A 23,547-nucleotide genomic window follows, 5' to 3' on the forward strand; every position below is an offset into this window, starting at 1 on the left:
CTAAGTTTCAAGCAGGAGTGGTTAGCTCTCCTGCTTGATTCGATTCAAGCGCTTGTTTAGGTCATGGTGAGACCACTAATTCCTTGCCAGCCGAGGTAGCCCCCGATCCCAATACTGACGGCGGCGACAACCAGCTCTCCTCGAGCAAAGAGCACTTCTTTTCCGCGTTCCAATACAGGCACAACCTTGTCGCGGCCAACCGCAACGGCAATCAATGGGGTGAGCAGCAAAAGGCTTGCTCCGATGGTGAAGGCCAAAAGACCAACCAGTTCTTGCCATGTAGGCAGTTGGGCCGCCAAGACCACCCCTGCTGATTTTGCGAACAGCACGAGATCGTCGGGACTGGCAACTTCCGCCACCGCACCCAACAAAAGCAGCAGGGGAAGGGGCATGTTCACAAAGCGGTCCACGCTTGTGGTCCATGCCGGAGGTGAGTCTCCATCGGTCAAGGAGCGCAGCAATTCCCTGCCTCCAACGGCGATTAAGGCTCCACCTGCGAGGAGATCCAATCCAGTGCGGTGATGGGAGCCTTGCGTCATGTCCAGCACCAGCGAATGCCCCACGGTGACCAAAAGAACAGATGTCGCCATCGTGGTGATGATCCATCCCGCCACGAACCAGCCACCACGTTGCAATGGCTGCGGTCCTAGGAGAAGCAGCAACAACACGGCGATGTGAATCGGGGATAGGCCGATGCCAGTTCCATAGGCGAGGAGCTCAGCCCAGAGCGTGGTGTCGCTCATCGTTTAGTGGAAACACAAAATGCCAGCTCGATCGTATTAGGGCCTGCGCTCAATCAGCTACTTTGAGCCTCTCCTCAAGCGGGGTGTCTGCTTGATGGTGAACTGCCTGGACGGTTCCACATCGGAGTTCATTATTGCAGTGCATCATCCCAGTTCTTCCAGGCTAAGACTTGATTTTGGCCAGCTGAAAAAGATTTAATAGAATTGAATACGATGAAAAAATAACCCTAAGCTATTGAAAAAGCTGGCAGTGCCGGACTGATTGTTTTCGATTGGGGGACTCATTGCGACATTCAGCATCCCCTTCCCTCCTTCGGATTTTGCATTGCCTTTGCTTTTGCCTTTTTGTTGTCGCTACTTTGATTGGATGAAACGTTTTCTTGTTCTCAGCGGTCTGCTTTTTTCAGCGTCTCCTGCCTTGGCCGATAACGTCCTTTTTCTGGAGTGCAAGACAACCACACGAGCTATTTTTACTGAAATTAAAACTCAGAAGCTGATCAAAGAGGAAACAAAAGAAGAAACATTGTTTTTGAAGATTGACCTCGCTAACAATAGGTTCATGTCCCATAAGGACAGTCAATGGGATGAGGCACAAATGACAGACCGTAGCCTAAAAGCTGATCTCAACAAAAATGAAAACGGTTTGTCGTTAAACGGGACCTTGGAGATAGAGATTAATCCGCCGGGTCAATTAAGCTCAGAGATAGATTTTATCGCTTGGATGATTGTAACCAAGGTGAATATGAACGGCCATTGCAATGAAGTTAATCAGTCTGTATTTGATGCTGCAAAATAATCAGCTGGGGCCCTGGTTAATCTTCTTTCTTATTCAGGTGGATTCGCATTTGTATAGCCGTCAATGGTGCTGAGCAGATGTTTGGTAATGGCATCAACGCCAATCAGGCGCTCTACCGGTTCTTCTGTATGGTCGCAATCTTCGTCACCATCGGCATCAAGTTCGCAAGATAGGCCTTCATAGGTGACAACGAGGGTGGGCGCGCTATCGACTTGAAGCTTTTCTGCAAGGGCGGTGAACCCGCCATCAGGTCCACGTAAGGGAACGAATTCGAGTGTGGCTTGTTGAGGCTTTGTAAGTGTTTCTACGTACGCTTTGAGTTTTGCGGTGGGTTCGCAATCTGGCAGTGTGAACACGTATAAAACGTACGGCTTCATCATGTTCGTGTACCTTTAGTAGGTAGAAATTACCAGTTATCCTGGCAGCTTCTGAACCCGCATTGTAGCGATCGTGCGGATGGGAATTCATTCCGTTGTGATAGTTGACGAACGAAACATATTGGAACCCTGCATTCACGGCTTTCTCGTTTGAGAGGCTTGGGCTAGGCATGGATGTTCGCCGCTAAAAAGTTTGCTTATCTGTGTTGTTTCTTAAGTCTCTTGAAAGGCAGCCTTGCTGCAGGGGCGTTGACTTGAATGGTGATGGATTAGGGCAGCTGACTCTTGGAGTTTGCCGTTGGTTTGTATCAACGAGTGAGCAAAGTTTGAATAGCTATACAGCCAAGGCAAGCGATGTGCCAACAAAAATGATTTGTTTCATAAAAAAGAACGGTCGCATTCTCCAAGACCGTCCCTTTTGTATGGAGCTAAAACTCCCCAGTCATAGCTCCACAACAAAGATGGCTTAGGGATGGAGAAATGTCCGTAGAGATACATACCCATTTTTCTGTGAGGGTCGGGGGTGGTTCAGCACAAAAAAAGAGTGACGGTCTCCAACGCCACCCTCCCACTGAAGAGATCCAGTCTCTTCAGCAGAAGCTTGAACTGGAAGTCTTGTTTCGTACATAGAGATACATACGCATTGGCGATAGAACGCTGCCAAGCCTCTAAAACAAGCCATTGGTAGGGGCATTCCAGCGGGTGATCGCACGTTGCCCTCGCTCGAAGCCCAGGATGCAAATCGTTCCTGTGCCGAGCTGGAACAGGCGCCCACCGGTTGCTCCGAGTCCCAACCAGGTGCCTGTCAGCGCACGAAGCAAATGTCCGTGGGCGAATAAGGCAACATCCCCTTCCCCCGGCTCCGCTAGGGCGCTGGTAATGGATTGTTCACAGCGTTGTTGAACGGCTTCCGCATCTTCTCCATTGGGGCAGCCATGGCTCCAGACCGTCCAGTTCGGAATGCTCTTGCGAATCTCAGGGGTTGTGATTCCTTCGTAATCGCCGTAATCCCATTCGCGCAAGCTTTCCATGATCCGTCGTTGTTGGCCTAGGCCACCGAGTTCGCAGGTGCGTTTTGCCCGTTGAAGCGGTGAACTAAACACAGCTGCAAACCGATGGGATGTGAGGGCAGGCGCAAGCAGCCTGGCCTCTTCTTCGCCCTCCGGCAGCAAGGGCAAATCGGTGTTGCCGGTGTGCCGTCCATTTTTGGCCCATTCAGTGGCTCCGTGTCGAAGCAACCAGATCTGACGTTCATGGCCCATGGTGTGGATTAGCTCAGTTGAAGATCGGTGCTGTCTGGTCCCTCTTAAGCCCGAATGTCAAACCAGTCATTGCCCGTGACGGGCATTTTGGAGAGCAGCACCCTTTTGACGGTTGCCGTGCTCGGGCCGCGCTCACACCACAGACGAAATTCGTTCAAGGCCATTTCGCCTCCTTCGGCCTGAACCTCCACTCTCCCGTCCTTGAGATTTCGAACCCAACCGCAAAGTTCGAGGTCGAGGGCGCGTCGCCGGCAGCTGTTTCTGAATCCCACCCCTTGCACGCTGCCTTCGATCAGGAACCGCCAGCGCTCCTTCAAGGGCTGTTGTCTCTGACGCGTGGCCTTTATGAATCGGTCGCTATCTGATTCGCCACGGTTTCGAGAGCGTCGCGCCATCGGCATGAGATCGTCGATGAGCTGGCCCAGTGAAGATGCACCCAGCTTGCGTGAACGGTTGGAAGTGCCCATCCTTCTTCTCTGCGATCAACATGCCAGCCATCAACCTGCCACAGCGATTGCCATCTGCCCACAGGTTCCTCGCTGAGTTGCCAGCGGTGAAATTCATGCCCCATCCACTGATCACCTGCCTTCAAAAGCAAGCTGTCACAGCTTGCCGTTAGGCGGCGATATCCCACCTGCAATGTCCCGCGTTGGGCGTGAAACGGCAAGACGCCCGCCATGGCATGGGTTTCTCCTTCCCCGTCCATCAGGCTGGTGCCCAACATCAACATGCCGCCACATTCGGCATACAGCGGTTTGTGTTGCAGCCAGTCGCGCAGTCCTGACAGGCTTTGTTGGCAACGGCTGAGTTGTTTGGCGTGGAGTTCTGGGAAGCCTCCTGGGATCACCAGTCCATAGGCCTCTTGCGGTAACGGTTCATCCTCCAAGGGGTGCCAAGGGATCACTGGCATCCCCATCGCCTCGAGGCAATCCTGCATCTCGGGGTAACGGAAATGAAACGCGTTGTCTTGGGCGACGGCCACTGGTAGGGGCTCTCGCTTGCTGTCCTCTGCCAGAGCCTTGGCCAACACGGTTTGTATCGGTTCTGGACCTGGCGTTGGCGCTTGCATCAACCGCTCAAAAACCCCCATCTGGAGATGTTGATCAGCGATCGCCGCCCATTGCCCCAGGCGAACGTTCAGTTGATCTAGTTCATGGGCTGGTGCCAAGCCCAAATGTCGACTGGGGAGATCGAGGCTTGAATCCCGCGGAAGGCACCCCAGGCATGGCACATTGATCGCCGCCAACACCTCTTCAAGAAGGGAGCGATGGCGCTCCGTGCTCACGCGATTGAGCACCACACCTGCGAAATGCAGGTCGGGGTCAAGATCACGAAATCCGCTCACGAGCGCGGCGAGTGATCGCGCCTGGCCGCCGGCATCCACCACCAACACCACCGGCAACTGAAGGTGTTTGGCCACGGCGGCGCTGCTCCCTTCTCCGGTTGAGCCGATCCCATCGAACAGCCCCATCACCCCCTCCACGAGGGCTAGGTCGCAGCGACCTCCATAGCCATGGAAACTGGTCTTCACCCAGTCGGGTCCGCACAAGGGCAGATCCAAGTTGCGGCATGGGCGCCCCGCACTGGCCCCAAGCAGTTGGGGGTCGAGGTAATCGGGTCCCACCTTGAAGGGTTGAATGCTCAATCCCTTCTGTTGCGCCCAAGCGATCAGGCTGAGGCTGAGCAGGGTTTTGCCGCTGCTGCTAGAGGGAGCAGCGATCACACAGGCCATGCTGCTCAGCTAGGAATCAACTGAGAAGCTTGGCAGCTAGAGGGGCCGCCGCCGCCAAGAGCGGGTTGGAGGAATCGTGCCCACCCTCAAGCAGTCGAGCCATGTCGGCTTCCACATGGGTATGAAGCAAGGGCACCACCTCTTCCACGAGTTCCATGCTGGCCATGCCCCCGGCTTCGAGGCGCATGCAACCTCCGGATTCCGCGCAGAGAATCACACACATCGCCCCACCCTGTTCGGGTTTAGAAATGATCCGCAGCCCCACGATTTGTCCCGGATGAATACTGGGTTGCCCCATGGGTACGGGAGACACCCGTAGCGGCACTTCGGTTCCATCGGGACGTTGGAACACGGCGCTGATCGTGGAATCGCTGGTTTTGGCCTCATGCCGATGGGTGGTCTTCAGGGTCCAGCCCAGTCGATCGGCGATCCAAGAGGCCAGCAGCAGGCCTTGGACCGGGTGATCTCCCTCAACATCAATGTCGAGTTGCACCACATGGCTGAGGGCATCGCGACGCTGCGGCGGATCGAACACCATCGCCAGGGTTTGATGCCAGCTGCCCAGCCTTAACCAGTTCAGGTCATTGACGGCTTGGCCGCTTGCGAGCCTATTGGCGAGCAGGGTTAGGCAGTAAGAAGGATCACCAAGAGCGGAATCGAGAATCAGCCTGCGAGGCGCGATCGAGAGCTGCTCCAGTAGCTCAGGCGACTCATCGAGGGGTCCGTTCCACCACACCCAGGAGGGCAGGTCTTCAGGAAGCAGGGGCTGCAAGGTGTTGAGTCCCTCTCGCAGGGCTCCAGTTCCGCCGCGGAGCACCACCACATCTCCACAAGCAACCGTGCCCCCGCCCTCTTCCGGTAAGGGGCAATAGGCGGCCACCAGGGTTTCTAACGGGCGGCTGGAATCCAGGCTGGGGGCAAGGGTGATCAAGCGCCGTGGCCTCAGGGCACTCAAGGCCCCGTCCACATGTTGACCACGAAGGTCATCACTGGTTTGGCTGCCATCAATTTTGGCCAGGCTGTTAGATACCGAGCTTCCCAGCGGCGGGGTGCTGAGGGGCAGATCAAGATCGAGCACCGCTTTCCGTCCAGCCTTTTCCACCTCATCGCGTTGCACGCCCATGATTGGGCCCCCGAGTCTTCCTGTGCGGACCAGTTGCTGTTCCACCCATGCCGGCTGCCAGATCAACAGGCAGAAGGTGTGAGCCCCAATGCTGCTTTCTTGATCGCCGGACCACAGCTGATCGAGGTAATGAGGAACTTCCGAAGGGGGTAGCTCGAGGGGGGTTTGAAGCGTGAGCTGAGGAGACATGTTGCGGCCTGAGGAAGGGCGGAAACGAGGTGAAATTGGATCTTGTTTTGGGCTTGATCTAGGGGCGACGCCAGAGCAGACCGTCTTGGGCTAACAGGGCATCGGCAGCGGCAGGTCCCCAGGTGCGTGACTCGTAGGGGTGAATAGGCAGTTTCCAGGGGCTGTCTTCGATCAGTTCCAGCAGAGGGGTGTAAAGCCTCCAAGCTGCCTCCACCTCATCGCTCCGGGTGAAGAGCGTTGGATCGCTCAACATGGCGTCTGCGAGAAGGCGTACATAGCCCTCATCCGATGGTTCGCCAAAGGACTCGTCATAGGAAAATTCCATCTCGACAGGCCGGCTGCGCATCCCTGAGCCTGGAGATTTCACTTCAAATTTGAATTCAGCACCTTCATCGGGCTGAATGCGCAGGATGAGCTGGTTGGCCGTTGGACTGCCACCGGCAGCATCGAAGAGGTGAACGGGGGCTTCGCGGAAGGTCAACACCACTTCGCTCAGGCGCTTGGCGAGGCGTTTGCCGGTGCGCACATAAAAAGGAACGCCCTGCCAGCGCCAGTTGTCGATGAACAGCTTCATCGCCACGTACGTCTCCGTGGTGCTGTGGGGATCGACGCCTGGTTCTTGCCGGTAGCCGCTGAGGGGAGCGCCGTCGCTGCCGCCAGGTCCGTATTGCCCGCGGATGCAGCAGTTCCAGGGTTCAAGTTCATCAGCCAGGCGTGCCGCTTGAAGAACCTTGGCCTTTTCACTGCGGATGGCTTCTGGATCAAAGCGACCAGGGGTTTCCATGGCGGTAATCGCCAACATTTGGGTGAGGTGGTTTTGCACCATGTCGCGCAGGGCACCCGACGTTTCGTAGTAACCGGCCCGCTCTTCGACTCCCACCGTTTCCGAGGCCGTGATCTGAACGCTGGAGATGTAGTTCCGATTCCAGATGGGCTCGAAAATCGCGTTGGCGAACCGCATCACCATGATGTTTTGGACCGTTTCCTTGCCGAGGTAGTGGTCGATGCGAAAGATCTGGTTCTCTTGGCCGCAGCCTTGAACCACCCTGTTGAGGGATTGGGCGCTGCCGTAGTCCCGTCCGAATGGTTTTTCAATCACAACGCGACTGCGTTGGGGATCCTTCAACAGGCCTGCATCGGCCAGAGCGCGGCAGCCACTGGCATAAAACTTCGGTGACACCGACAGGTAAAAGGTGCGGTTGCTTCGTGTGGCTCTAAGACGGTCGATCTCCTGAAGGCGACCCCCGAGTTTCACGACGTCTTCAGGTTTCTGAAGGTCCACTGGTTCGTAAAACATTCCGGCGGAAAATTGCTCCCACGCCTCGGGATGGTCGCGAACCTTGTCACCCATTGCCTCAGCCATTTTGCTGCGGAATTCTTCGTCGCTCCAAGGCCTTCTGGCGCAGCCCAGGAGGGCAAATTCGCTGGGAAGTCGTCGTTGCTGAAACAACTCAAAGAGGGCTGGAACCAGCTTGCGATGGGTAAGGTCGCCGCTTGCTCCAAAAATCACCAGGCACTGGGGAGCGATCACCCGCTCCTGTCGCAGCCCAACCCTCAGTGGGTTCGTGATCGTTGCGGTCATGGCTACAGCACCTCTTAGGAAGGTTTAACCAGGATTTCTCGATCGGACAGCGCAATTCTTCCTGCAGGCTGGGTTTTGTGGCTGTCTCCTGAAAAACAACAGGATTGGCCATAAAAAAAGCCCGCCAATGGCGAGCTTGATTCACTCAACTTTGAGGCCGAGATCGTTGAGGTTTAGTAAGTCTCAACGTGCCAGCGGTGAGCTTTCTTCAGTTTGGGGCGAAGTTCGGACCAGTCGAGCCCCTTCGCTTCGGCTGCTGCGGACATGGCTTCATCAATGCCGGGCTCCATCCCACGTAGGCCACACATATAGACGTGGGTTTTGGGATCTTCGATCATCGCGAAAATCTCCTCAGCATGCTCAGACACGCGGTCTTGGATGTACATCCGGCCGCCCTTTGGATTCTGCTGTTCGCGGCTGATGGCTTTGGTGTAGCGGAAATTGTCGGGATATTCCTTCTCGTAATGGAGGAAGTCCTCGTCATAAAGCAGGTTGGCTGTTTTAGGTGCTCCCATAAACAACCAGGCTTTGCCTCGGAAATTCCAACCGTTCTCTGCCCGTTCTTTTGGCTCAAACATGCGACGCAGATAGGTGCGCATGGGGGCGATTCCTGTGCCGGTGGCCAGCATGATCACATTGGCTTCTTCGTCCTCGGGAAGAAGCATTTCCTTGCCAACAGGCCCTGTGATTTTGACCTTGGTGCCGGGCTCAACGTCGCAGAGGTAGGTCGAGCAAACGCCGTTGATGGTTTCTCCATCCTTTTCGTACTGGAGATGGCGTACACAGAGGGACACCGTGTTGCCCTCGAGATTGTCGCCGTGGCGCGTACTGGCAATCGAGTACAGACGCAGTTTGTGGGGCTTGCCTTTGGCATCTTCACCAGCAGGAACGATGCCGATGCTCTGACCCTCAACGTATTCAAGGTGTGGATCACCACCGCTCAAATCGAAGGTGATGTGCTGCACGCGGCCAATCGCTCCCTCTTTGAGAAGGGAATAATTTTCAGTGACTGTTCCGAGGAAGGGAGCTTTGGGCTTGTACAGATTGACTGGCACAGCTTGGGCTGCGGCCTTGGGTTTGGAAGTAGTCACAGGTGCAGAGACTGGGGGTGCGGATTTAACGGGTGCGGCTGCCGGCTCTGAGCCCGCTGGACTCACCGACTGGATGCGCGCTCCCCTGGAGAGAAGCACGCACATTGTGTCCCGAAGGCGGCTGTAAGAGACGTTTAAGCGAGATAGCTCTGCGCGACGCCCACCCAAGCCTGTGAAGACAATCGTGAATGCCCTTTCATCAGAGGTTGTCTGAGGAGACGCGCTTACTCGCATTGAAAACGTCCTGTTAAGGCGCGACTATAAGCGTCACCACTGACTTGCTACTCAATTTTCGCTGAATTGAAGTTTCTTCCTTAGAGTCAACGACGTCAATCTCTCAGGATTAGAAGCGAAAACGGTTTGGCATCTATCAGTGGTCTGACACAACTGAAGCGCGGCGAAACGCCCACTGGAGAGGCGATGTCTTCGAATCACCAGCCCATTGAACAAACCGTTGAGAGGATGGCTGATGGCGTTCGTCGCCTCGCCGCTCAGCTGTTAACGCCAGTTTCAGCCGATCAGATTTGGGCTGTTCTGACGGATTACGACCAACTCAGTACTTTCATTCCCAATCTTGCAAGCAGTCGTTTGCTGCTTCGAGAGGGCAACAAAGTGCATTTGCAGCAAGAGGGGTGTCAGCAATTTCTAGGAATGAAGTTTTCGGCTTCCGTTGAGCTAGAGCTCGAAGAATTTCTTTCTGAAGGGGCGCTGAGATTCAAGATGAAGAAGGGCGACTTCCGGCGGTTTGAGGGAACCTGGCGGTTGAGAACCATGCCTGACGCCACAGCCCTTTTCTACGAACTCACCGTGCAGGGCTGTTTAGGAATGCCCATCGGCCTGATCGAACAACGGCTGCGGGACGATCTCACGACCAACCTCAAAGCTGTTGAAGCGGAAGCGCGACGCAGAGCAGCTCACTAACTCTTTCCACTGTTCTTTCAGATCAATTTGCTGGGCTGGCAGAGCAGCCAGTTGCTTGGCTTGGACAGAGTGGTTTCAGGGACGTTGATGTTGGCTTCTAGCCATCTGCAGGCCGTCGCCATGCGCTGGTGCGGCATAAAAAAAACTCCCCCCGAGAGGAGAGTGTTCATTGGATCCGGATGAAGTCTCATCCAGGTCTTCAGTAGCCCCAAGGGGATTCGAACCCCTGTCGCCTCCGTGAAAGGGAGGTGTCCTAGGCCTCTAGACGATGGGGCCAAGAACGTGAACGAAAGGTCTTGAGAACTTCCGGCACCCAGTGAAATTACGGTTCAGCCTGACCCTCCGTCAAGGCAACGTTCTCCTTCTCTTGACCTTGCCCCTGCCAGACGGGCACGTTGAAGGTGAAGCAGGCTCCTTTGTCTGGTTCCGAGATCACCCAGATCCTGCCGCCATGCACTTCCACAATGCGCCGGCAAACCGAGAGTCCAACCCCAAAACCCGAGGCCCCAGCTGATGTTTGAGGAAGCCGGACCCGGTCAAGAAAAATGCGCTGCTGCTCTTCTTCCGGAATGCCTGGTCCGCTGTCGCTGATGCTCACCTGCACCCACTGACTGGTGCGGTGAAGCATGGTCAAGGAGATCAAGCCTCCGTTGGGTGTGTACTTCAGGGCGTTTTCCAGCAAATTGAGGAGCACCTGGCGCATCCTGCGTTGATCCGCAAACACCTTGGGCAGATCAGCAGGGATGTCGGTGTGGATGGTCACATCTCTGCCGAGCCAGAGTTTCTCCAGTTCCAGAATCGCTTCAGCGGCCACACTGGCTAAATCAAGGCGCTGAGGGTTGAACAGGGCTTCCCAGCGTGTGCTTCCCACTTCCAGCAGATCTTTCGACAGCAGGGCGATTTCCTCGAGGCGTCTTTTGAGGACATCCCTGAAGCGATGGATATCGATCTGGCCTAATTGCTGGCTTTGTACGGCAAGAGTCGCAGCGGTGAGTGGCGTCCGTAGTTCATGGGCCACCATCCTCAGCAAGCGCTCTTGCGCTTCCAGGCGATCAATCAATGTTTCGTTTTCCTGACGCAGCACCAACAACTGATCTTCGAGTTGGAGCTCCCGTTGGGTGCGGCTGCCATCCAGTTCTGTGGGTTTAAGACTTAAACCAAGTCCGCTCACCACCTCGTCCTGCTGCCAGCGCGGCAACCAGCCCCGCAGTTGTTGAAAGATGCTGCTTCCCGCAAACACCTGCTTTGGTTGTGGTTGCAGCTTCACCAGTGATGGTGTCACCACCAGGCGGTGCAGTTCCAGCAACTCAGGTTGTTGGGTTGGATCTGAGATTTGAAGACTGACATCGAACCCGCAATCTTCGTTCTGCAGAAATTCCACCAACTCGCGAAGGTCGCGGCTGGACAAATGGTGGCGACCGGCAACGAGTAACAAACTCAATTGTTGGCGCGGATTGCGATCAATCCCATCCACCCAGGGAGCTACGCAATGTTGAGGCTTACCTTATGGGTTTTTGCTCTGCCTCGCAGATCCGCTAAGAAGAAGGGGAACACTCTGTTGTTACCTAGGAGACGGCATGCCCCTTCTGCCGCTTGAACAACGAGGCTCAAACCCTCCCAACGGAGCGCCCCCGCCCTCTGAGCGCGTGCATCTCGATAGCAATCTGAGACGGTGGTTTGCGCGCAACTTGGGTCTTTGGAGATCGAGGCGTCAATACCTCTTCAACAACGAGGAAGTTTTTTTCCTCGACATGATGATTCGGGTTGAGATCTTTTCGGAATTTCAGTTTGGTGAGCCCCGCTACCGATTTAGTTGGTGGCCTGAACGCGACACCGACTTTTTTGATCGCAAACCCCGCTACGAGAAAGCTGGTGTGATGGAAGCCACCTTGATGGGCCATCAGCTGCAACGGAATCGTGCCTATCTCGAGCCAACGCCTCATCGCACCCGGATTCGACAGGTGGATGAACACGAGATGGTGTTTGAATCCCATTACGGAGATTGGGATGTCCAGGAGTACACCCGGTTAATTGATGAGGACCGCTATCGCTCTCGAGCGATTTACAGCTGGCAAAACAACGTGCTCGAGATCGTTGAACATCATCACGAAACAAGGATGGAGGATGCTTCAGCTCCGATTCCGCTCTGAAAAAGATCCGATTTGGATCAAATTGAGTCAAATTTAGACATCTCTCCACTAGCCCGAAGCGGGGAGGATGCGGCACCATGGCGGCGTATTCCGGTTTGATCCTTTGCGTCCCCTTACCCGACTCCGTACTGCTCTGTCGGCACCATTGCTTCTGCTGCCTCTCTGCTTAGCAGGTCCTGCTGCGATGGCTCAGTCAGCCGGAAAGGCGCCAACGTCGCCTGCAAGCAACGAGGACGTCTTCCTCTATCGCGGTATGGGCTCCTCCTACGTCTGCAATGCCCGCACAGCAGGGATTGAGTTTCCGAAAGCTGTTGGCATCGCTGCCGCAACCTATGTCCAGCTCCTCAATGGACGCCACGGTGGCAAGGTTGCATCGACAGGGAATAAGAAGCTGACCAATGAGCAGCTGTTTGCCGGTGCCGAATTTCAAATCATCACCGGTGCCATGCAGTTCTGCCCCGACAAGGTGCCTGCCGACGTCAAGACCAAGGTGGAAGACGCGTTGAAGAAACAGAAGGCCGCTCAATAGGCCGCTCAATCATCGGATCAGCCTCCACGGGGATGGCGTCTGCACGCCAAGATCGATGCAGACTCTCCTCCCCATGGCTTCCGCCTCCATCACTGCTCCGACGATTCGGCTGAAGGATTACAAGCCCTTCCCCTGGCGTATTCCATCGATTGCTCTGGATGTGGTGATCGGGTCTGATGCCGTTGAGGTGAGCTGTTGCATGGAGCTCACTCCGCTGTTGGGGGCGGAGCCACAAGCGCTTGTGCTTCAAGGGGTGGATTTGTTGTTGCAATCGATCGCCATCGATGACAACGCGCTGAAGCCTTCCGACTACAACGTGACCGCCGAGCGACTGGTGATTCACCAGCCTCCGCAGGTGCCTTTTCAGCTCAAGACGGTCTGCAGGATTGACCCTCAGGCCAATACCTCGCTTGAGGGCCTCTATGCCAGTGGAGGAATGCTGACCACGCAGTGCGAAGCCGAGGGGTTTAGGCGGATTACCTATCACCCGGATCGCCCCGATGTGCTCAGTCGTTTCACCGTTCGCATCGAGGCCGATCGCGAGCGTTATCCGGTGTTGCTCTCCAATGGCAATGCCTTAAGTGCTGGGCCCCTTGCTGGTGATCCCACACGCCATGAGGTGACTTGGGAGGACCCCTCCCTCAAGCCGTCCTATCTGTTTGCCCTAGTCGCTGGAAATCTCAACGAAGTCTGCGATCGTTTTGTGACCCGCTCGGGACGGAATGTGACGCTGAGGCTTCATGTGGAGCCAGGCGATGAGCCCTTTACGGCCCATGCCATGGAGTCGTTGAAGCGATCGATGGCTTGGGATGAACAGGTGTACGGCTTGGAATACGACCTGGATGAGTTCAATACCGTTGCGGTGCGCCATTTCAACATGGGCGCGATGGAGAACAAGAGCCTCAATATTTTTAACTCGAAATTAGTTTTGGCCGATGCGGAAACCGCATCCGATGCTGAACTGGAGCGTATTGAAAGTGTTGTTGCCCACGAGTATTTCCACAATTGGTCGGGGAATCGCATCACCTGTCGTGATTGGTTTCAGCTCTCCTTAAAAGAAGGACTCACCGTCTTTAGGGATCAATGTTTTACCGCTGATCTTCATTCAGAAGCCTTAAAGAGGATTGAAGATGCAGCGATGCTGCGCAACACGCAGTTTCGGGAAGATGCGGGCCCCACAGCCCATCCGGTAAAGCCAGATGCTTATCAGGCGATCGACAATTTTTATACCACCACGATTTACGAGAAGGGCGCTGAGTTGATTCGCATGCTCAGAACGCTTCTGGGCGAGACACGATTCATGCGTGGCATGGCGCTTTACTTCAAACGCCATGACGGTGAAGCGGCCACCACAGACGATTTTGTGTCGGCCATTGTGGAAGGTGCTTGCTCGCAGGGAGAACCTCTTGGGTTTGATTGTGAGCAGTTCAAACGTTGGTATGACCAAGCGGGCACTCCCACGGTGACCGTGAAGCGTGATTGGGATTCCACGCGCGGAGTGTTGCGACTGAGCTTGCGTCAAAGCACCCCGCCAACGCCAGGTCAGCCCAAAAAGCTGCCTCTGGTGATTCCCTTGCTCTGGGCTCTGGTCCCAGCCAATGGTGTGCCTGGGGAAGAGCAGCTCCTCGTGCTGGATCAGGAGGAGCACACGCTGGAACTCAAGGGTTTGCCTTGTTCTGAGCAGCCCCCTGCCCTCTCCCTGTTCAGGCAATTTTCTGCTCCAGTGCACTGGGAGGCGAGTCAAGAGTCGGCTGAGCTGTTCACCTTGTTGGCCTGCGACAACGATCCATTTGCCCGTTGGGATGCGGGACAACAACTCTGGCGAAGGATTGTGCTGGCTCGGGCCTCTGGAACCCCGAATGCCGATTTGGAAGGCCAGATGTTGGAGGCTTTGTCCGTACTTCTGGCCGCGGCTGGAGAACAGGACCCAGCGGTGCTGGCCACGTTGATGGCCTTCCCCGGTGGCCCTGAGTTGGAAGCACTCCAGCAGGAGGCTGATCCACCAGCGCTCTACCGAGCGGCTTGCGCGCTGCGCGAAAAATTTGGTCAGTCTTTGGCCCCCTTGCTGCGCGAGCGGCTGGATCTGGTTGCGCCCGATCTTGCCCTGGCTTGGCCTGAGGGGCAGGGGCAACGGCAACTCACCGGTTTGATCTGGGCTTGGCTGGCTGCAGCCGGAGATTCAGCGGTGCGTTCCGATGCTCTGGCTGCCGTCAGTGGACCGTCGATGACCTTGGCGCGGGCTGCCCTGCGGGCGCTCCAGCCATTGGATTGCCCAGAACGCGAGGACGCCTTGCGGCAATTCCACGATCGTTGGCAAGAGAAGCCAGTGATCTTTGACAGCTGGTTTGCCTTGGAAGCCTCCACACCCCGAGCGGATGGCTTGCAGCGTGTTTCCTCTCTTTTGCAGCATCCACGCTTTGATCCGATGGCTCCTAATGCGGTGCGTGCGGTGCTGGGTGGATTCGCTGGGAACCTGTTGGTGTTCCACGCTGAAGATGGCAGCGGCTATCAGTTCATGGCTGAACAAATCATTGCCTTGGATCAGCGCAACGCGATTACGGCGTCGCGCCTGGCCAAGGTTTTCAGTCGTTGGGGCACCTACAGCAGCAAGCGTCAAGCGCTTGTGAAGGCAGCCCTGGATCAACTCTCTGCCGCTCAGCTTTCCTCCAACACGCGCGAAGTTGTGGAGATGATGTTGGGATGAAGCCCGCTAATCAATGAGAGTAAAAGTCTTTACTGTGCTCCCATTTGTTTGAACAATTCCTTGCGGTATTGAGCGCCTTCTGATCCTGAATGTTGGCCCCATAGTCCTTCCCAATAAAAGTAAATAACGCCATAGCCGCGATCATTTGCCAGTCGTACCTTTTCCTTCAATACATCCATTGAAGTTGTCCGTTTGCCGAAGCCAGCTAAGACGCCAATTTGGATGGGGATGCCCCATTCGCGGGCTTTGCGTAGGGCGGGCTGGTCGAGATCTTTGGCATATCCTCTGAGGGAATAGGCATAGTTTTGAACGACGAGATCATCAATCAGCTGGCCCACGGCCCAGAGCTCCCAATCTTGAAGCCAGTTGTTGTAAGCAAACCGAAAGGGACCTGGCGAGAGGCTAATGCGCACCGGCAGCGATTCTTGTTCCAAGCGGATGCGAAGGTCGCGCAGTAAACCGGTGAGTTGGCGGCGACGCCAGGTCATCCAATAGCGATTGGTGTAATCGCGGGGTGGAGCCATGCCGAATTCAGCCTTGTAAAGCGCTGAGGTGTAGGGGTCGTAACCCAATTCCACTGGCCAAGCGAAGTGGTCGTCGAGTTGCAGCCCGTCCATTCGGCAGCGTTTCATCACCTCCACAACGAGGCCGATGAAGCGCTCGCGCACTTGGGGGTGCGCAGGATTGAGCCACACCATCTCCTTGCCGTGCATCTTCATCACCGGGTCACCGTTGGCCCGTGACAACACCCACTCCGGATTGGCTTGAACCACCTCTGCCGAGGCGGGCTCCATTAATCCGTATTCAAACCAGGGCACCACTTTCATCCCGCGCTTGTGCGCTTCCTTGCTCAAGGTGCAAATCGGATCCACCGTCACACCAGCGGTCTTGAGGGCTGGCTCCAGCGGGGCAAACTCACTGGTGTGAAACGTCGTTCCACGACTCCAAGCATTGGGATAGAGCACGGAGAATCCCGCTTGCTCAAGCTCATCCACGGCTTGTTTGATGGTCCGCTGGTCGTAATACAGCGGGCTTGGACTATTGGTGAGCCAGACCCCCAGCGCCTGTTTTCGTTCCACACTTGGTAGACGGCTTTTGCTCAGCAGGACGTCGGTGCCTTGGCCAAACGTGGCTGGAGGGGCCATCAGCAGCAGGAATGGAAGGCCGAGCGCCGAAAAAAAGTGTCGCAACACCACAGATCAAGCTTGGGTTGAGTTAGCGGAACATCGAGCTGACAGAACTTTCCTCATGGATGCGCCAGATCGCTTCGCCGAGCATGTTGGCAACCGAGAGCACATGGAGTTGGTCAAATGTGCGATCGGGTTCGATTGGAATGCTGTTGGTGACCACCACCTGCTCGAAAAGCCCCTCTGCCGACAAGCGTTCAATGGCTGGAGGCGAGAACACAGGATGGGTGGCACAGGCAATCACCCTTTCGGCTCCTTGCTCTCTCAGCAGCCTGGCGCCGGAACAGATTGTGCCGCCGGTATCAATCATGTCGTCGATCAGGATCGCCGTGCGGCCACTCACATCTCCAATCACGGTGAGGCTTTCAGCCATGTTGTGACCGGTGCGCCGCTTGTCGATGATGGCCAGAGGTGCGTCGTTCATTTGCTTGGCAAAGGCTCGGGCCCTGGCCACGCCACCGACGTCAGGCGACACCACCACCACCTCTCCCAGGTTTTGGGCGGAGAGGTAATCCACAAGCACGGGGGAGCCGTAAATGTGATCACAGGGGATGTCGAAATACCCCTGGGTCTGGGCTGAGTGCAGATCCATCGCCAGCACGCGATCCACTCCCGATTTGACGAGCAAATTGGCGGTGAGCTTGGCGGCAATGGATTCCCGACCGGCTGTTTTTCGGTCTGCGCGGGCGTAGCCGTAATAGGGGACCACCGCGGTGATCTGTCGCGCCGATGCCCGCCTGCAGGCATCCACCATGATCAGCAGCTCCATCAAGTTGTCGTTGACCGGAGCGCAGGTGGGTTGGATCAGGAACACATCGCAACCGCGAATCGATTCCTGAATTTGCACATACAGCTCACCATCGGCGAAGCGCTTGCACACCTTCGGGCCATCGGGCACACCGAGATAGGCGGCAATTTCTCGCGCTAGTGCGGGATTTGAGGTGCCGCTAAACAGGCGAAGACGTCTGGTGTCGTGCTGCAATTTCTCTTGCTCGGCTCGGGCAGCGGTGAGGAAACTTGTCACGATGCCCGCGTTTGAGAACGGCGATGATCCGATCGTAGTGCTGCATCGCCTTCCTATCCATAAACGGTGCGGATCGGATCTCCCTAGGGTCGATCAATGCTCGATTTCACCTTGGCTCTTGTCGGAGCTGGCCCCCTTCCTGAGCTCTCGATGCGTGAGGGTGCTCTTCAGCTTGCCGATCGCTTTTCGGCTGAGTTGGTGCCGTTGGCCTGTGGGTCGGAACCCCATAGCGGCTTGCAGGCACTGGCCTCGCGGCAGCGCGATCACAATCGCCCCACACTGCTGCGTTTGAGTGGAGACGCGGCGATGGCTGAGGGCTCGTCGGGAAGCTGGCTTGATGCGCTGGCCGCCTGGCGATGTCCTGTGCTGCTGTTGGTCCAGCCAAATGCAGCTGGTTTGATCCCTGGCATGGCACCGGCCTCCGTCGCCCTGTGTCACTCCCTCAACATTCCATTGGTTGGCTTAGCCCAACTTGGCGGCCGCTGGGATTTAACGGCCCGTCGCAGGGATGGCTTGCCCTGGTGTGGTCACTTGGATACGACCGATGATGGTGAGGCTGCTTCGGATGCACTGGTTCGTTCCATCCAGCAGCGCTGGAAACGCATGAACCCAGCCATCAGTTCTGAGCTGGCCAGATTGGCAAGTTGAGATCTGGCTTCAATTCGCGCAGCCTCTGTTGTCCGGCCCGTGGTGCCAGCGGCAGCTCCGTAATCACCGGTGGTGCTGGCGCATTGATCGCTGCTGCTACCAGGCTCAGCATCTCCGTGGTGCTGATATCTGTCGTGACTTGATTGGAGAACACATTCAGCAGCTCGGGCACCACGGTGACGACATCGATTTCAGCTAACTGCTGATGCACCCCTTGGAGCAGCAGGCCTTGTCTCACTCTGCGCTGATGGTCGTCATTGGGCTTGGGCTTATGTCGTACGAGTTGTTCTGCCTGAGCGCCGTTCAATGTTTGGAGTCCGGCCTGCAGGTTCACGCTGTAACCCTGGGATTTGTCCTCGTATTTGTAGGTTTGGTTCAGGGTGACTTCGATGTCTCCAAGTCCTTCGACGAATCGGCGCAAGCCCTGTCTGGAGAGGACTAAGTAGCGATCTGGCTTGTTCACAGGCAGATCGATCAGCTCGCCAACGACGTCAGAGGTCAGGGCGATTCCACCGTGTTGCCACGTTTTGGAAAGCGCTTGCATCTCCTCGATCCCTGGCAGTTGAACGGCCAGTTCTGTCGGCAACTGCAAAATTTGAACGGGTTGCTTGGCGCTGATATTGACCAGCATCAAGCTGTCGGCGTTGGCAGGCCCTTGCGGCGCCGCTTGATTGGAGACGGCATTGATCGTGTCTGCGTCAAGGCCGACGACCAGCACCATCACGGCTTGTTCCGGAAGCGGAGCGAGGCTTGTTAACCCCTCGGACGACGGCACATCGGCGCCGGCAACGTCTGGTTTGGGCCAGATCGTTGCAAGCGCTGTGCCTGCTAAGGCCGTGCCCAACAATGCAGCACCAATGCGCAAAAGACTGCGCCCGGGGCGGTCGCCCAACCAGCTTTTGCTCGGTTTTTGCTGCGAGTCCCCACTCAACGCCGGCTCCCCCATGCGTGATGTTCTGATCATTGATCAGCCAGTCTCGCTCAGCCTCGCTGAATTGGGAATCAAAGCCTTAGCAGCGAACTGCCATTGGACCCAAAGGAAGGATGCATCTCCTGATTGATCTCACTTCCAGGAAAAGATTGAAGAGCTGGAATAAGTCTTCTTTGTGTTCTGATTCAGTGGCTGATGGATTTTTTTGGGACAACGTAGGAGGTCTCGTTAAAACAGAGCAGCATCCCCTAACTCTTGGCCAGCCATTCCTTCTTTGTGGACCCTTGCAAAAAATTGTTCGAGGGTGTCATCGCCAAAGGAAGGGGTTGCATCGGGGTCATAGCAAGCACGCTTTTCGTCCCATACCAACATCGATTCACTGGCGTAATAGCAACCGATACGGGCGAATTCAGCTGTGTCTTCCACGGCTGGTATCAGCTCTGCAACTTTTTCTAATAGGGCCGTTGGGGCATTCATGACTGCCATCGGTAACGAAAGCATTCTCGGGGAGCGGCCTAATGTTTTGAAGAGCATTTCCCCTTGCGTCCGAGCGCTCAAGGCCGGGCCGGGTCCCCCGATGGGTAAAACTTGATTCACTTTGTCTGTTTCATGAACGCAATTAGCTAAGAAGCATGCAAGATCTTGTTCACTGATTGGCTTGCAACTTGTTAGCTCTCCATTGCCAAACATGACATAAGGAGCTCCTTTTTTGCAGCTCTCAAATTGGCCAGCAATGCTTTTAAAAAAGGCTGTTGGACGAACAATGGTATGGGTGATTTCTTTGTCTTCCTGAAGCTGTCTTTCGAAGGCAAGCTTCGCTTTTTGGAATTCTAAAATTGGCTTTTGTACGCAGATGGCTGAAAGCATCACGAAATGCGCTACCCCAGCCTTACGTCCTTCGCTGTAAGTATTGAGGTTGGCTTGATAATCAATGGCCCAAGAATCCTTCTTGCCACCTGTTCTCGATGCCAGGCAAGAAATCACCACATCGGTGGGTTCGTTGAAGGCATGTGTTGCCAGGGAAGCTGGATTGGTGACATCTCCAAATCTCACCTCTGCGCCAGGAAAATCGGCCACCACCTCTGCTTGACCCTGGCGCCCTCCAATGCCACTGGAGTCGCGGGCGAAGGCCATCACCTGATACCCACGCTTCACCAGCTCTTTGACGACAAATCGTCCGATGTATCCGGTGGCCCCGAAGACGGCCACTCTCACTTGATCGGGAGAACGTTCGCGAAAATCATGGCGTGGTAATTGGGGGGAGAGCACGTCATCACCAGATCAACCGGAGCCAACGCTAAGGCGCGAATCTTCTGATTACAAACGAAGCCGGCTAAGAACTTTCAGTCATGGCGATGCGCTAAGCCGCGCGTGTCGATCGTTGTTGAGACGCTCCGTAAGATCAAAAAGGTCGGATCCCTTCATGCCCTTCGACCGTCTGACTCCCCGAATGATTGGCTTCGATGGTTAAACACTCCAGAAGCGAAAGGGGGCAGAGGGTTGGTGTTCTCCTGCATCCCACGGCCCTGCCGGATTCACCGGTGTGTGGAAGCTTTGGACGGTCAGCCCGCGCCTGGTTGAAGGCTTTGGCGGACCATGGCATCAATGTTTGGCAGATTTTGCCCCTGGCTCCTCCTGATGGCACAGGGTCGCCTTACAGCTCCCCCTCCAGTTTTGCCCTGAATCCTTGGCTTCTGGATGCCGAAGATTTGGCAGAAGAGAGCTTTTTGGCGTCCAGTGATCTTGAGCATCTCCCTGGCGCTGAGCCCACGCGGGAAGCCAGCGCTGAGGTGGACTTTCAGTTGGCGGATGCGCGTGCTGCGGCCCTGGCCCATGCGCTTGCAGCCCATTGGCCTCAGCAATCCTCTGCGCGCAAACAACAATTTGAGCGCTGGAAAGTCGACCAAACGCATTGGCTGCCGGATCACGTCAATTTTGTGGTGCTCCGCGAGCAACACAGCGGTTTGCCCTGGTGGTCTTGGCCCCATCCGCTCGCTGTGCAGCAACCTGCTGCCTTGGCGCAGTGGCGGCTTCAGCATGGCGAGGCCTTGCTGGAGCAGGAACTTCTCCAATGGCATCTCGATCGTCAGTGGCAACGTCTGCGCGCGCAAGCTCGGGAGTTAAACATCGAGATCCTTGGTGATCTGCCCTTTTATGTGGCTCGCGATAGCGCTGATGTTTGGAGCCATCGCTCCCTGTTTTCGATTGCGGCTGATGGACGCATGCGGCTTCAGAGCGGCGTGCCACCCGATTATTTTTCGGAGACAGGTCAGCTTTGGGGAACACCGGTTTACAGCTGGGCCAGGCACCGGCGGACTGGATTTCGTTGGTGGCGCAATCGCCTGAAGCGGCAGTGGAGGCTTGCCGACCGCCTGCGCTTGGATCATTTCAGAGCCCTCGCAGGATTTTGGGCGGTTCCCGGCGATGACGACACGGCCCAAAATGGGGTGTGGCAGCGCTCACCCGGCCATGAGTTGTTGCGCCTGCTTCGTCGCGATGCCGGAGGGAAGCTTCCTCTCGTTGCCGAAGATCTTGGCGTGATTACGCCAGATGTGGAACGGCTCCGTGATCGCTTTCGTTTACCAGGGATGAAGGTGTTGCAATTCGCCTTTGATGGCAACCCCAAGAACCCCTATTTGCCGTGCAATGTCAAAGGTCGCCGTTGGGTGGTCTACACCGGTACCCATGACAACCCCACAACGATGGGGTGGTGGCAGAGACTGGATGAATCCTCTAGGCGCCAGCTTGGTGAGCTGCTGGGATGTCATGTGGAGTCACCCGGATGGCAATTGATGGAACTCGGAATGGCAACGTCCGCTGAGCTCGTCGTGTCTCCTTTGCAGGATTTGCTGCATTTGGATGATCAAGCCCGATTCAATACGCCAGGCACTGTTGGCGGCAATTGGTGCTGGCGGATGAGCGCTTTTGACGAGGCCTTGCAAGGAGCTCTCAAGGGTTACGGGGAGAGAGCAGCGGTCTGGGGCAGGTGATAGGAACCAGGTTGATTGGCCTTTGGAGCGAGAACTTGTCCGTTCCAGCTCACGGAGTCGGCCTCGCCTGGTGGTGGATTGATGCTGAGGTCCACTGGGGGTAAAAGCTGCAAGGTCATGGTTCCAGTGGCGCCCTGAAGGTTGGTTCGATCTCCTCCTTCACTGCGCAGATTGATCTGCCGTGGTTGGTTGAGGTTGATCTCGAGTACGCCGGGTTTTGTGCGTTGATCGAGAGGGAGAGCAGGCTGTCCAGGACTGGCAGTGATCACCTCCTCCAGCGGGCGCAAACCCTTCAACATCTGATCACTGTCCAGCGGTGTATTAATCGGGATTGGCCTTGGCGAGAAGGCATTGAGGTTGATCAGATGACGTTGTTGGTGATTCAGAGCCAGAATCGATCCGAGGATCACAGCGCCATAGACCACGCTTCCTTGCCACGTGGTGAAGATATCGATGCTGCCAAGAGTGAAGCGCGTGCCTCGACCGTTGGTCGCTAAGCGATTCGATCCGGGTTTGTTCGGGAGGGCTGCAAGAAGGCTGTTGTTTGGAAGGTCGAAATAGGTCTCCAAGCGCTGCAACATCGCCACTAAATAGGCGGGTTCCGGGAGGCGGTCTTGCCAGCCGCGTTCGAGAGCTTCCAGCACCGGTGTTGTGATTCTCACCTCTTTGGAGAGGTCTCGCATGCTGAGGCCTTTTCGTTCTCTCTGTTCTCGCAGCAGTTGTCCCGCCTCCTCCAGGGAGTTATTGCGACTCTCAAGCGGCGTGGGAGCTTGTTGCTTGTTTTTGAGACGTCGCCAAGGGAGGGAAAACTTCATCGCGGCGATGCCGTTATCAGGGGCACTCGTTCCGTTCCAGACGGATAGAGGTCCATTCTGAACCTGTTAACTCGCGCCATTGGCCCTCTGGCAAAGAACCGAGATCAATGGACGAGATGGCTGTTCGTTGAAGATCCAGCACCGGGTGGCCAAGGGCGTCGGCCACCCGGCGGATTTGGCGATTCCTTCCCTCCGTGAGGATGACTTGTAAAAGCGATTGGTTGGCTCCTTGTTTCAGCAGGGAAACCTCGGCCGGTTGTGTGGGTATGCCGTCGAGGCTCACACCGTTGCGCCAGCGCTGCAGCGTTGTGGACATGGGCTTCCCTCTAACCAGCACTTTGTAGGTTTTGCGGTGCGCATAGCGGGGGTGCGTGAGCTGCAAGGTGATGGCACCTTGATTGGTTAACAGGAGAGCTCCGCGGCTGTCTCCATCCAGTCGGCCAATCGGGTGAAGGCCGCGTCGGAGCGACTCGGGTATGAGATCGAGAACCGTCTTGCGCCCTTGGGGATCACTGCAGCTGCTGATGACCCCGGGGGGTTTGTTGAGCAGGATCAGTTTTGGGCTCGAGGGCTGAGACAAGGGACAACCATCCACCTCGATGCGGTCGATGCTTGGATCGGCTTGGTCGCCCAGTCCCGCTGTGACCTGATTCACCTTGACGCGGCCCTCGCGCAGAAGGTCTTCAGCGTGTCGCCGCGAACAGACCCCAGCAGCTGCGATCAGTTTTTGCAACCGTTGACGGCTCACCGGTT

General features: G+C 56.1%; 23 protein-coding genes and 1 tRNA gene. 7 read left to right on the forward strand and 17 right to left on the reverse strand.

The window, feature by feature from the left end; all coding sequences use genetic code 11:
- Positions 1 to 56: 56 nt before the first annotated feature.
- Positions 57 to 743 (reverse strand): GAP family protein, encoded by a 687-nt coding sequence (locus SYN8016DRAFT_RS00680; RefSeq protein WP_006852287.1) that lies wholly within the window; start codon positions 741 to 743, stop codon positions 57 to 59.
- 367 nt (positions 744 to 1,110) lie between these two features.
- Between SYN8016DRAFT_RS00680 and SYN8016DRAFT_RS00685 the strand changes: the two genes are divergently transcribed.
- Positions 1,111 to 1,539 (forward strand): hypothetical protein, encoded by a 429-nt coding sequence (locus tag SYN8016DRAFT_RS00685; protein WP_006852288.1) that lies wholly within the window; start codon positions 1,111 to 1,113, stop codon positions 1,537 to 1,539.
- Between the two features lie 29 nt (positions 1,540 to 1,568).
- On the opposite strand, the gene SYN8016DRAFT_RS00690 is transcribed toward SYN8016DRAFT_RS00685, so the two are convergent.
- From SYN8016DRAFT_RS00690 to SYN8016DRAFT_RS00720, 7 genes are all read right to left on the reverse strand, one after another.
- On the reverse strand, positions 1,569 to 1,916 hold the full coding sequence (locus tag SYN8016DRAFT_RS00690) for a hypothetical protein (RefSeq protein ID WP_006852289.1): 348 nt from the start codon (positions 1,914 to 1,916) through the stop codon (positions 1,569 to 1,571).
- A 668-nt stretch (positions 1,917 to 2,584) separates the two neighbouring features.
- Positions 2,585 to 3,178: a histidine phosphatase family protein gene (locus tag SYN8016DRAFT_RS00695; RefSeq protein WP_006852291.1), complete on the reverse strand. Its 594-nt coding sequence runs from the start codon at positions 3,176 to 3,178 to the stop codon at positions 2,585 to 2,587.
- A gap of 44 nt (positions 3,179 to 3,222) precedes the next feature.
- Positions 3,223 to 3,573 carry an acylphosphatase gene (locus SYN8016DRAFT_RS00700; RefSeq protein ID WP_006852292.1) on the reverse strand — a complete coding sequence of 117 codons (351 nt, stop codon included), beginning with the start codon at positions 3,571 to 3,573 and terminating at the stop codon, positions 3,223 to 3,225.
- The gene (locus SYN8016DRAFT_RS00705; protein WP_006852293.1) at positions 3,522 to 4,910 is read right to left on the reverse strand and encodes a cobyrinate a,c-diamide synthase; all 1,389 of its coding nucleotides are present in this window, start codon (positions 4,908 to 4,910) and stop codon (positions 3,522 to 3,524) included. The genes SYN8016DRAFT_RS00700 and SYN8016DRAFT_RS00705 overlap by 52 nt, the downstream gene beginning before the upstream one ends.
- A gap of 16 nt (positions 4,911 to 4,926) precedes the next feature.
- The gene (locus SYN8016DRAFT_RS00710) at positions 4,927 to 6,222 is read right to left on the reverse strand and encodes a glucose-6-phosphate dehydrogenase assembly protein OpcA (RefSeq protein ID WP_006852294.1); all 1,296 of its coding nucleotides are present in this window, start codon (positions 6,220 to 6,222) and stop codon (positions 4,927 to 4,929) included.
- 58 nt (positions 6,223 to 6,280) lie between these two features.
- Positions 6,281 to 7,804, reverse strand: a complete 1,524-nt coding sequence (gene zwf / locus SYN8016DRAFT_RS00715) for a glucose-6-phosphate dehydrogenase (RefSeq protein ID WP_006852295.1) — start codon at positions 7,802 to 7,804, stop codon at positions 6,281 to 6,283.
- Positions 7,805 to 7,977: 173 nt separating this feature from the next.
- Positions 7,978 to 9,129: an FAD-binding oxidoreductase gene (locus SYN8016DRAFT_RS00720; protein WP_006852296.1), complete on the reverse strand. Its 1,152-nt coding sequence runs from the start codon at positions 9,127 to 9,129 to the stop codon at positions 7,978 to 7,980.
- Positions 9,130 to 9,315: 186 nt separating this feature from the next.
- On the opposite strand from SYN8016DRAFT_RS00720, the gene SYN8016DRAFT_RS00725 reads away from it, so the two are divergent.
- Positions 9,316 to 9,816 (forward strand): SRPBCC family protein, encoded by a 501-nt coding sequence (locus SYN8016DRAFT_RS00725; protein WP_006852297.1) that lies wholly within the window; start codon positions 9,316 to 9,318, stop codon positions 9,814 to 9,816.
- A gap of 17 nt (positions 9,817 to 9,833) precedes the next feature.
- Here the strand turns inward: SYN8016DRAFT_RS00725 and SYN8016DRAFT_RS15190 are convergent, their stop codons facing one another.
- From SYN8016DRAFT_RS15190 to SYN8016DRAFT_RS00735, 3 genes are all read right to left on the reverse strand, one after another.
- The gene (locus SYN8016DRAFT_RS15190) at positions 9,834 to 9,986 is read right to left on the reverse strand and encodes a hypothetical protein (protein WP_159098280.1); all 153 of its coding nucleotides are present in this window, start codon (positions 9,984 to 9,986) and stop codon (positions 9,834 to 9,836) included.
- A gap of 33 nt (positions 9,987 to 10,019) precedes the next feature.
- A tRNA-Glu gene (locus SYN8016DRAFT_RS00730) sits at positions 10,020 to 10,092 on the reverse strand.
- Between the two features lie 46 nt (positions 10,093 to 10,138).
- Positions 10,139 to 11,290 carry a histidine kinase gene (locus SYN8016DRAFT_RS00735; protein WP_006852298.1) on the reverse strand — a complete coding sequence of 384 codons (1,152 nt, stop codon included), beginning with the start codon at positions 11,288 to 11,290 and terminating at the stop codon, positions 10,139 to 10,141.
- A 103-nt stretch (positions 11,291 to 11,393) separates the two neighbouring features.
- Between SYN8016DRAFT_RS00735 and SYN8016DRAFT_RS00740 the strand changes: the two genes are divergently transcribed.
- The 3 genes from SYN8016DRAFT_RS00740 to pepN all read left to right on the forward strand — a co-directional run bounded on the left by SYN8016DRAFT_RS00740 (position 11,394) and on the right by pepN (position 15,199).
- On the forward strand, positions 11,394 to 11,966 hold the full coding sequence (locus SYN8016DRAFT_RS00740; RefSeq protein ID WP_006852299.1) for a hypothetical protein: 573 nt from the start codon (positions 11,394 to 11,396) through the stop codon (positions 11,964 to 11,966).
- A 67-nt stretch (positions 11,967 to 12,033) separates the two neighbouring features.
- The gene (locus tag SYN8016DRAFT_RS00745; RefSeq protein ID WP_006852300.1) at positions 12,034 to 12,495 is read left to right on the forward strand and encodes a hypothetical protein; all 462 of its coding nucleotides are present in this window, start codon (positions 12,034 to 12,036) and stop codon (positions 12,493 to 12,495) included.
- Positions 12,496 to 12,550: 55 nt separating this feature from the next.
- Positions 12,551 to 15,199, forward strand: a complete 2,649-nt coding sequence (gene pepN / locus SYN8016DRAFT_RS00750) for an aminopeptidase N (RefSeq protein ID WP_006852301.1) — start codon at positions 12,551 to 12,553, stop codon at positions 15,197 to 15,199.
- Positions 15,200 to 15,228: 29 nt separating this feature from the next.
- Here the strand turns inward: pepN and SYN8016DRAFT_RS00755 are convergent, their stop codons facing one another.
- Together SYN8016DRAFT_RS00755 and SYN8016DRAFT_RS00760 are read right to left on the reverse strand one after the other, a co-directional pair.
- Positions 15,229 to 16,344 carry a glycoside hydrolase family 10 protein gene (locus SYN8016DRAFT_RS00755; RefSeq protein ID WP_006852302.1) on the reverse strand — a complete coding sequence of 372 codons (1,116 nt, stop codon included), beginning with the start codon at positions 16,342 to 16,344 and terminating at the stop codon, positions 15,229 to 15,231.
- A gap of 70 nt (positions 16,345 to 16,414) precedes the next feature.
- Positions 16,415 to 17,410 (reverse strand): ribose-phosphate pyrophosphokinase, encoded by a 996-nt coding sequence (locus SYN8016DRAFT_RS00760; RefSeq protein WP_006852303.1) that lies wholly within the window; start codon positions 17,408 to 17,410, stop codon positions 16,415 to 16,417.
- A 96-nt stretch (positions 17,411 to 17,506) separates the two neighbouring features.
- Between SYN8016DRAFT_RS00760 and SYN8016DRAFT_RS00765 the strand changes: the two genes are divergently transcribed.
- Positions 17,507 to 18,058 (forward strand): hypothetical protein, encoded by a 552-nt coding sequence (locus tag SYN8016DRAFT_RS00765; RefSeq protein ID WP_006852304.1) that lies wholly within the window; start codon positions 17,507 to 17,509, stop codon positions 18,056 to 18,058.
- On the opposite strand, the gene SYN8016DRAFT_RS00770 is transcribed toward SYN8016DRAFT_RS00765, so the two are convergent.
- On the reverse strand, positions 18,027 to 19,022 hold the full coding sequence (locus SYN8016DRAFT_RS00770) for an LCP family protein (RefSeq protein ID WP_253909751.1): 996 nt from the start codon (positions 19,020 to 19,022) through the stop codon (positions 18,027 to 18,029). The genes SYN8016DRAFT_RS00765 and SYN8016DRAFT_RS00770 overlap by 32 nt on opposite strands.
- Before the next feature lie 195 nt (positions 19,023 to 19,217).
- Positions 19,218 to 20,258 (reverse strand): NAD(P)-dependent oxidoreductase, encoded by a 1,041-nt coding sequence (locus SYN8016DRAFT_RS00775; protein ID WP_006852306.1) that lies wholly within the window; start codon positions 20,256 to 20,258, stop codon positions 19,218 to 19,220.
- A 194-nt stretch (positions 20,259 to 20,452) separates the two neighbouring features.
- On the opposite strand from SYN8016DRAFT_RS00775, the gene malQ reads away from it, so the two are divergent.
- The gene (malQ, locus tag SYN8016DRAFT_RS00780; protein ID WP_006852307.1) at positions 20,453 to 21,979 is read left to right on the forward strand and encodes a 4-alpha-glucanotransferase; all 1,527 of its coding nucleotides are present in this window, start codon (positions 20,453 to 20,455) and stop codon (positions 21,977 to 21,979) included.
- Here malQ and SYN8016DRAFT_RS00785 read toward each other — a convergent pair.
- Positions 21,946 to 22,794, reverse strand: coding sequence for a RodZ family helix-turn-helix domain-containing protein (locus SYN8016DRAFT_RS00785; protein ID WP_006852308.1), 849 nt, complete (start codon positions 22,792 to 22,794; stop codon positions 21,946 to 21,948). The two genes, malQ and SYN8016DRAFT_RS00785, sit on opposite strands and share 34 nt — an antisense overlap.
- A 16-nt stretch (positions 22,795 to 22,810) precedes the next feature.
- The gene (locus SYN8016DRAFT_RS00790) at positions 22,811 to 23,542 is read right to left on the reverse strand and encodes a pseudouridine synthase (protein ID WP_006852309.1); all 732 of its coding nucleotides are present in this window, start codon (positions 23,540 to 23,542) and stop codon (positions 22,811 to 22,813) included.
- Between the last annotated feature and the right edge of the window lie 5 nt (positions 23,543 to 23,547).

The sequence above is a fragment of the Synechococcus sp. WH 8016 genome, assembly GCF_000230675.1.
Lineage (GTDB): Bacteria > Cyanobacteriota > Cyanobacteriia > PCC-6307 > Cyanobiaceae > Synechococcus_C.

Bases quoted from the DNA above. Each gene is read 5' to 3' on its own strand.
- SYN8016DRAFT_RS00680 (WP_006852287.1), bottom strand. From the start codon at position 743: ATGAGCGACACCACGCTCTGGGCTGAGCTCCTCGCCTATGGAACTGGC.
- SYN8016DRAFT_RS00685 (WP_006852288.1), top strand. From the start codon at position 1,111: ATGAAACGTTTTCTTGTTCTCAGCGGTCTGCTTTTTTCAGCGTCTCCT.
- SYN8016DRAFT_RS00690 (WP_006852289.1), bottom strand. From the start codon at position 1,916: ATGAAGCCGTACGTTTTATACGTGTTCACACTGCCAGATTGCGAACCC.
- SYN8016DRAFT_RS00695 (WP_006852291.1), bottom strand. From the start codon at position 3,178: ATGGGCCATGAACGTCAGATCTGGTTGCTTCGACACGGAGCCACTGAA.
- SYN8016DRAFT_RS00700 (WP_006852292.1), bottom strand. From the start codon at position 3,573: ATGGCGCGACGCTCTCGAAACCGTGGCGAATCAGATAGCGACCGATTC.
- SYN8016DRAFT_RS00705 (WP_006852293.1), bottom strand. From the start codon at position 4,910: ATGGCCTGTGTGATCGCTGCTCCCTCTAGCAGCAGCGGCAAAACCCTG.
- SYN8016DRAFT_RS00710 (WP_006852294.1), bottom strand. From the start codon at position 6,222: ATGTCTCCTCAGCTCACGCTTCAAACCCCCCTCGAGCTACCCCCTTCG.
- zwf (WP_006852295.1), bottom strand. From the start codon at position 7,804: ATGACCGCAACGATCACGAACCCACTGAGGGTTGGGCTGCGACAGGAG.
- SYN8016DRAFT_RS00720 (WP_006852296.1), bottom strand. From the start codon at position 9,129: ATGCGAGTAAGCGCGTCTCCTCAGACAACCTCTGATGAAAGGGCATTC.
- SYN8016DRAFT_RS00725 (WP_006852297.1), top strand. From the start codon at position 9,316: ATGTCTTCGAATCACCAGCCCATTGAACAAACCGTTGAGAGGATGGCT.
- SYN8016DRAFT_RS15190 (WP_159098280.1), bottom strand. From the start codon at position 9,986: ATGAACACTCTCCTCTCGGGGGGAGTTTTTTTTATGCCGCACCAGCGC.
- SYN8016DRAFT_RS00740 (WP_006852299.1), top strand. From the start codon at position 11,394: ATGCCCCTTCTGCCGCTTGAACAACGAGGCTCAAACCCTCCCAACGGA.
- SYN8016DRAFT_RS00745 (WP_006852300.1), top strand. From the start codon at position 12,034: ATGCGGCACCATGGCGGCGTATTCCGGTTTGATCCTTTGCGTCCCCTT.
- pepN (WP_006852301.1), top strand. From the start codon at position 12,551: ATGCAGACTCTCCTCCCCATGGCTTCCGCCTCCATCACTGCTCCGACG.
- SYN8016DRAFT_RS00755 (WP_006852302.1), bottom strand. From the start codon at position 16,344: ATGGCCCCTCCAGCCACGTTTGGCCAAGGCACCGACGTCCTGCTGAGC.
- SYN8016DRAFT_RS00765 (WP_006852304.1), top strand. From the start codon at position 17,507: ATGCTCGATTTCACCTTGGCTCTTGTCGGAGCTGGCCCCCTTCCTGAG.
- SYN8016DRAFT_RS00770 (WP_253909751.1), bottom strand. From the start codon at position 19,022: ATGATCAGAACATCACGCATGGGGGAGCCGGCGTTGAGTGGGGACTCG.
- malQ (WP_006852307.1), top strand. From the start codon at position 20,453: ATGGTTAAACACTCCAGAAGCGAAAGGGGGCAGAGGGTTGGTGTTCTC.
- SYN8016DRAFT_RS00785 (WP_006852308.1), bottom strand. From the start codon at position 22,794: ATGAAGTTTTCCCTCCCTTGGCGACGTCTCAAAAACAAGCAACAAGCT.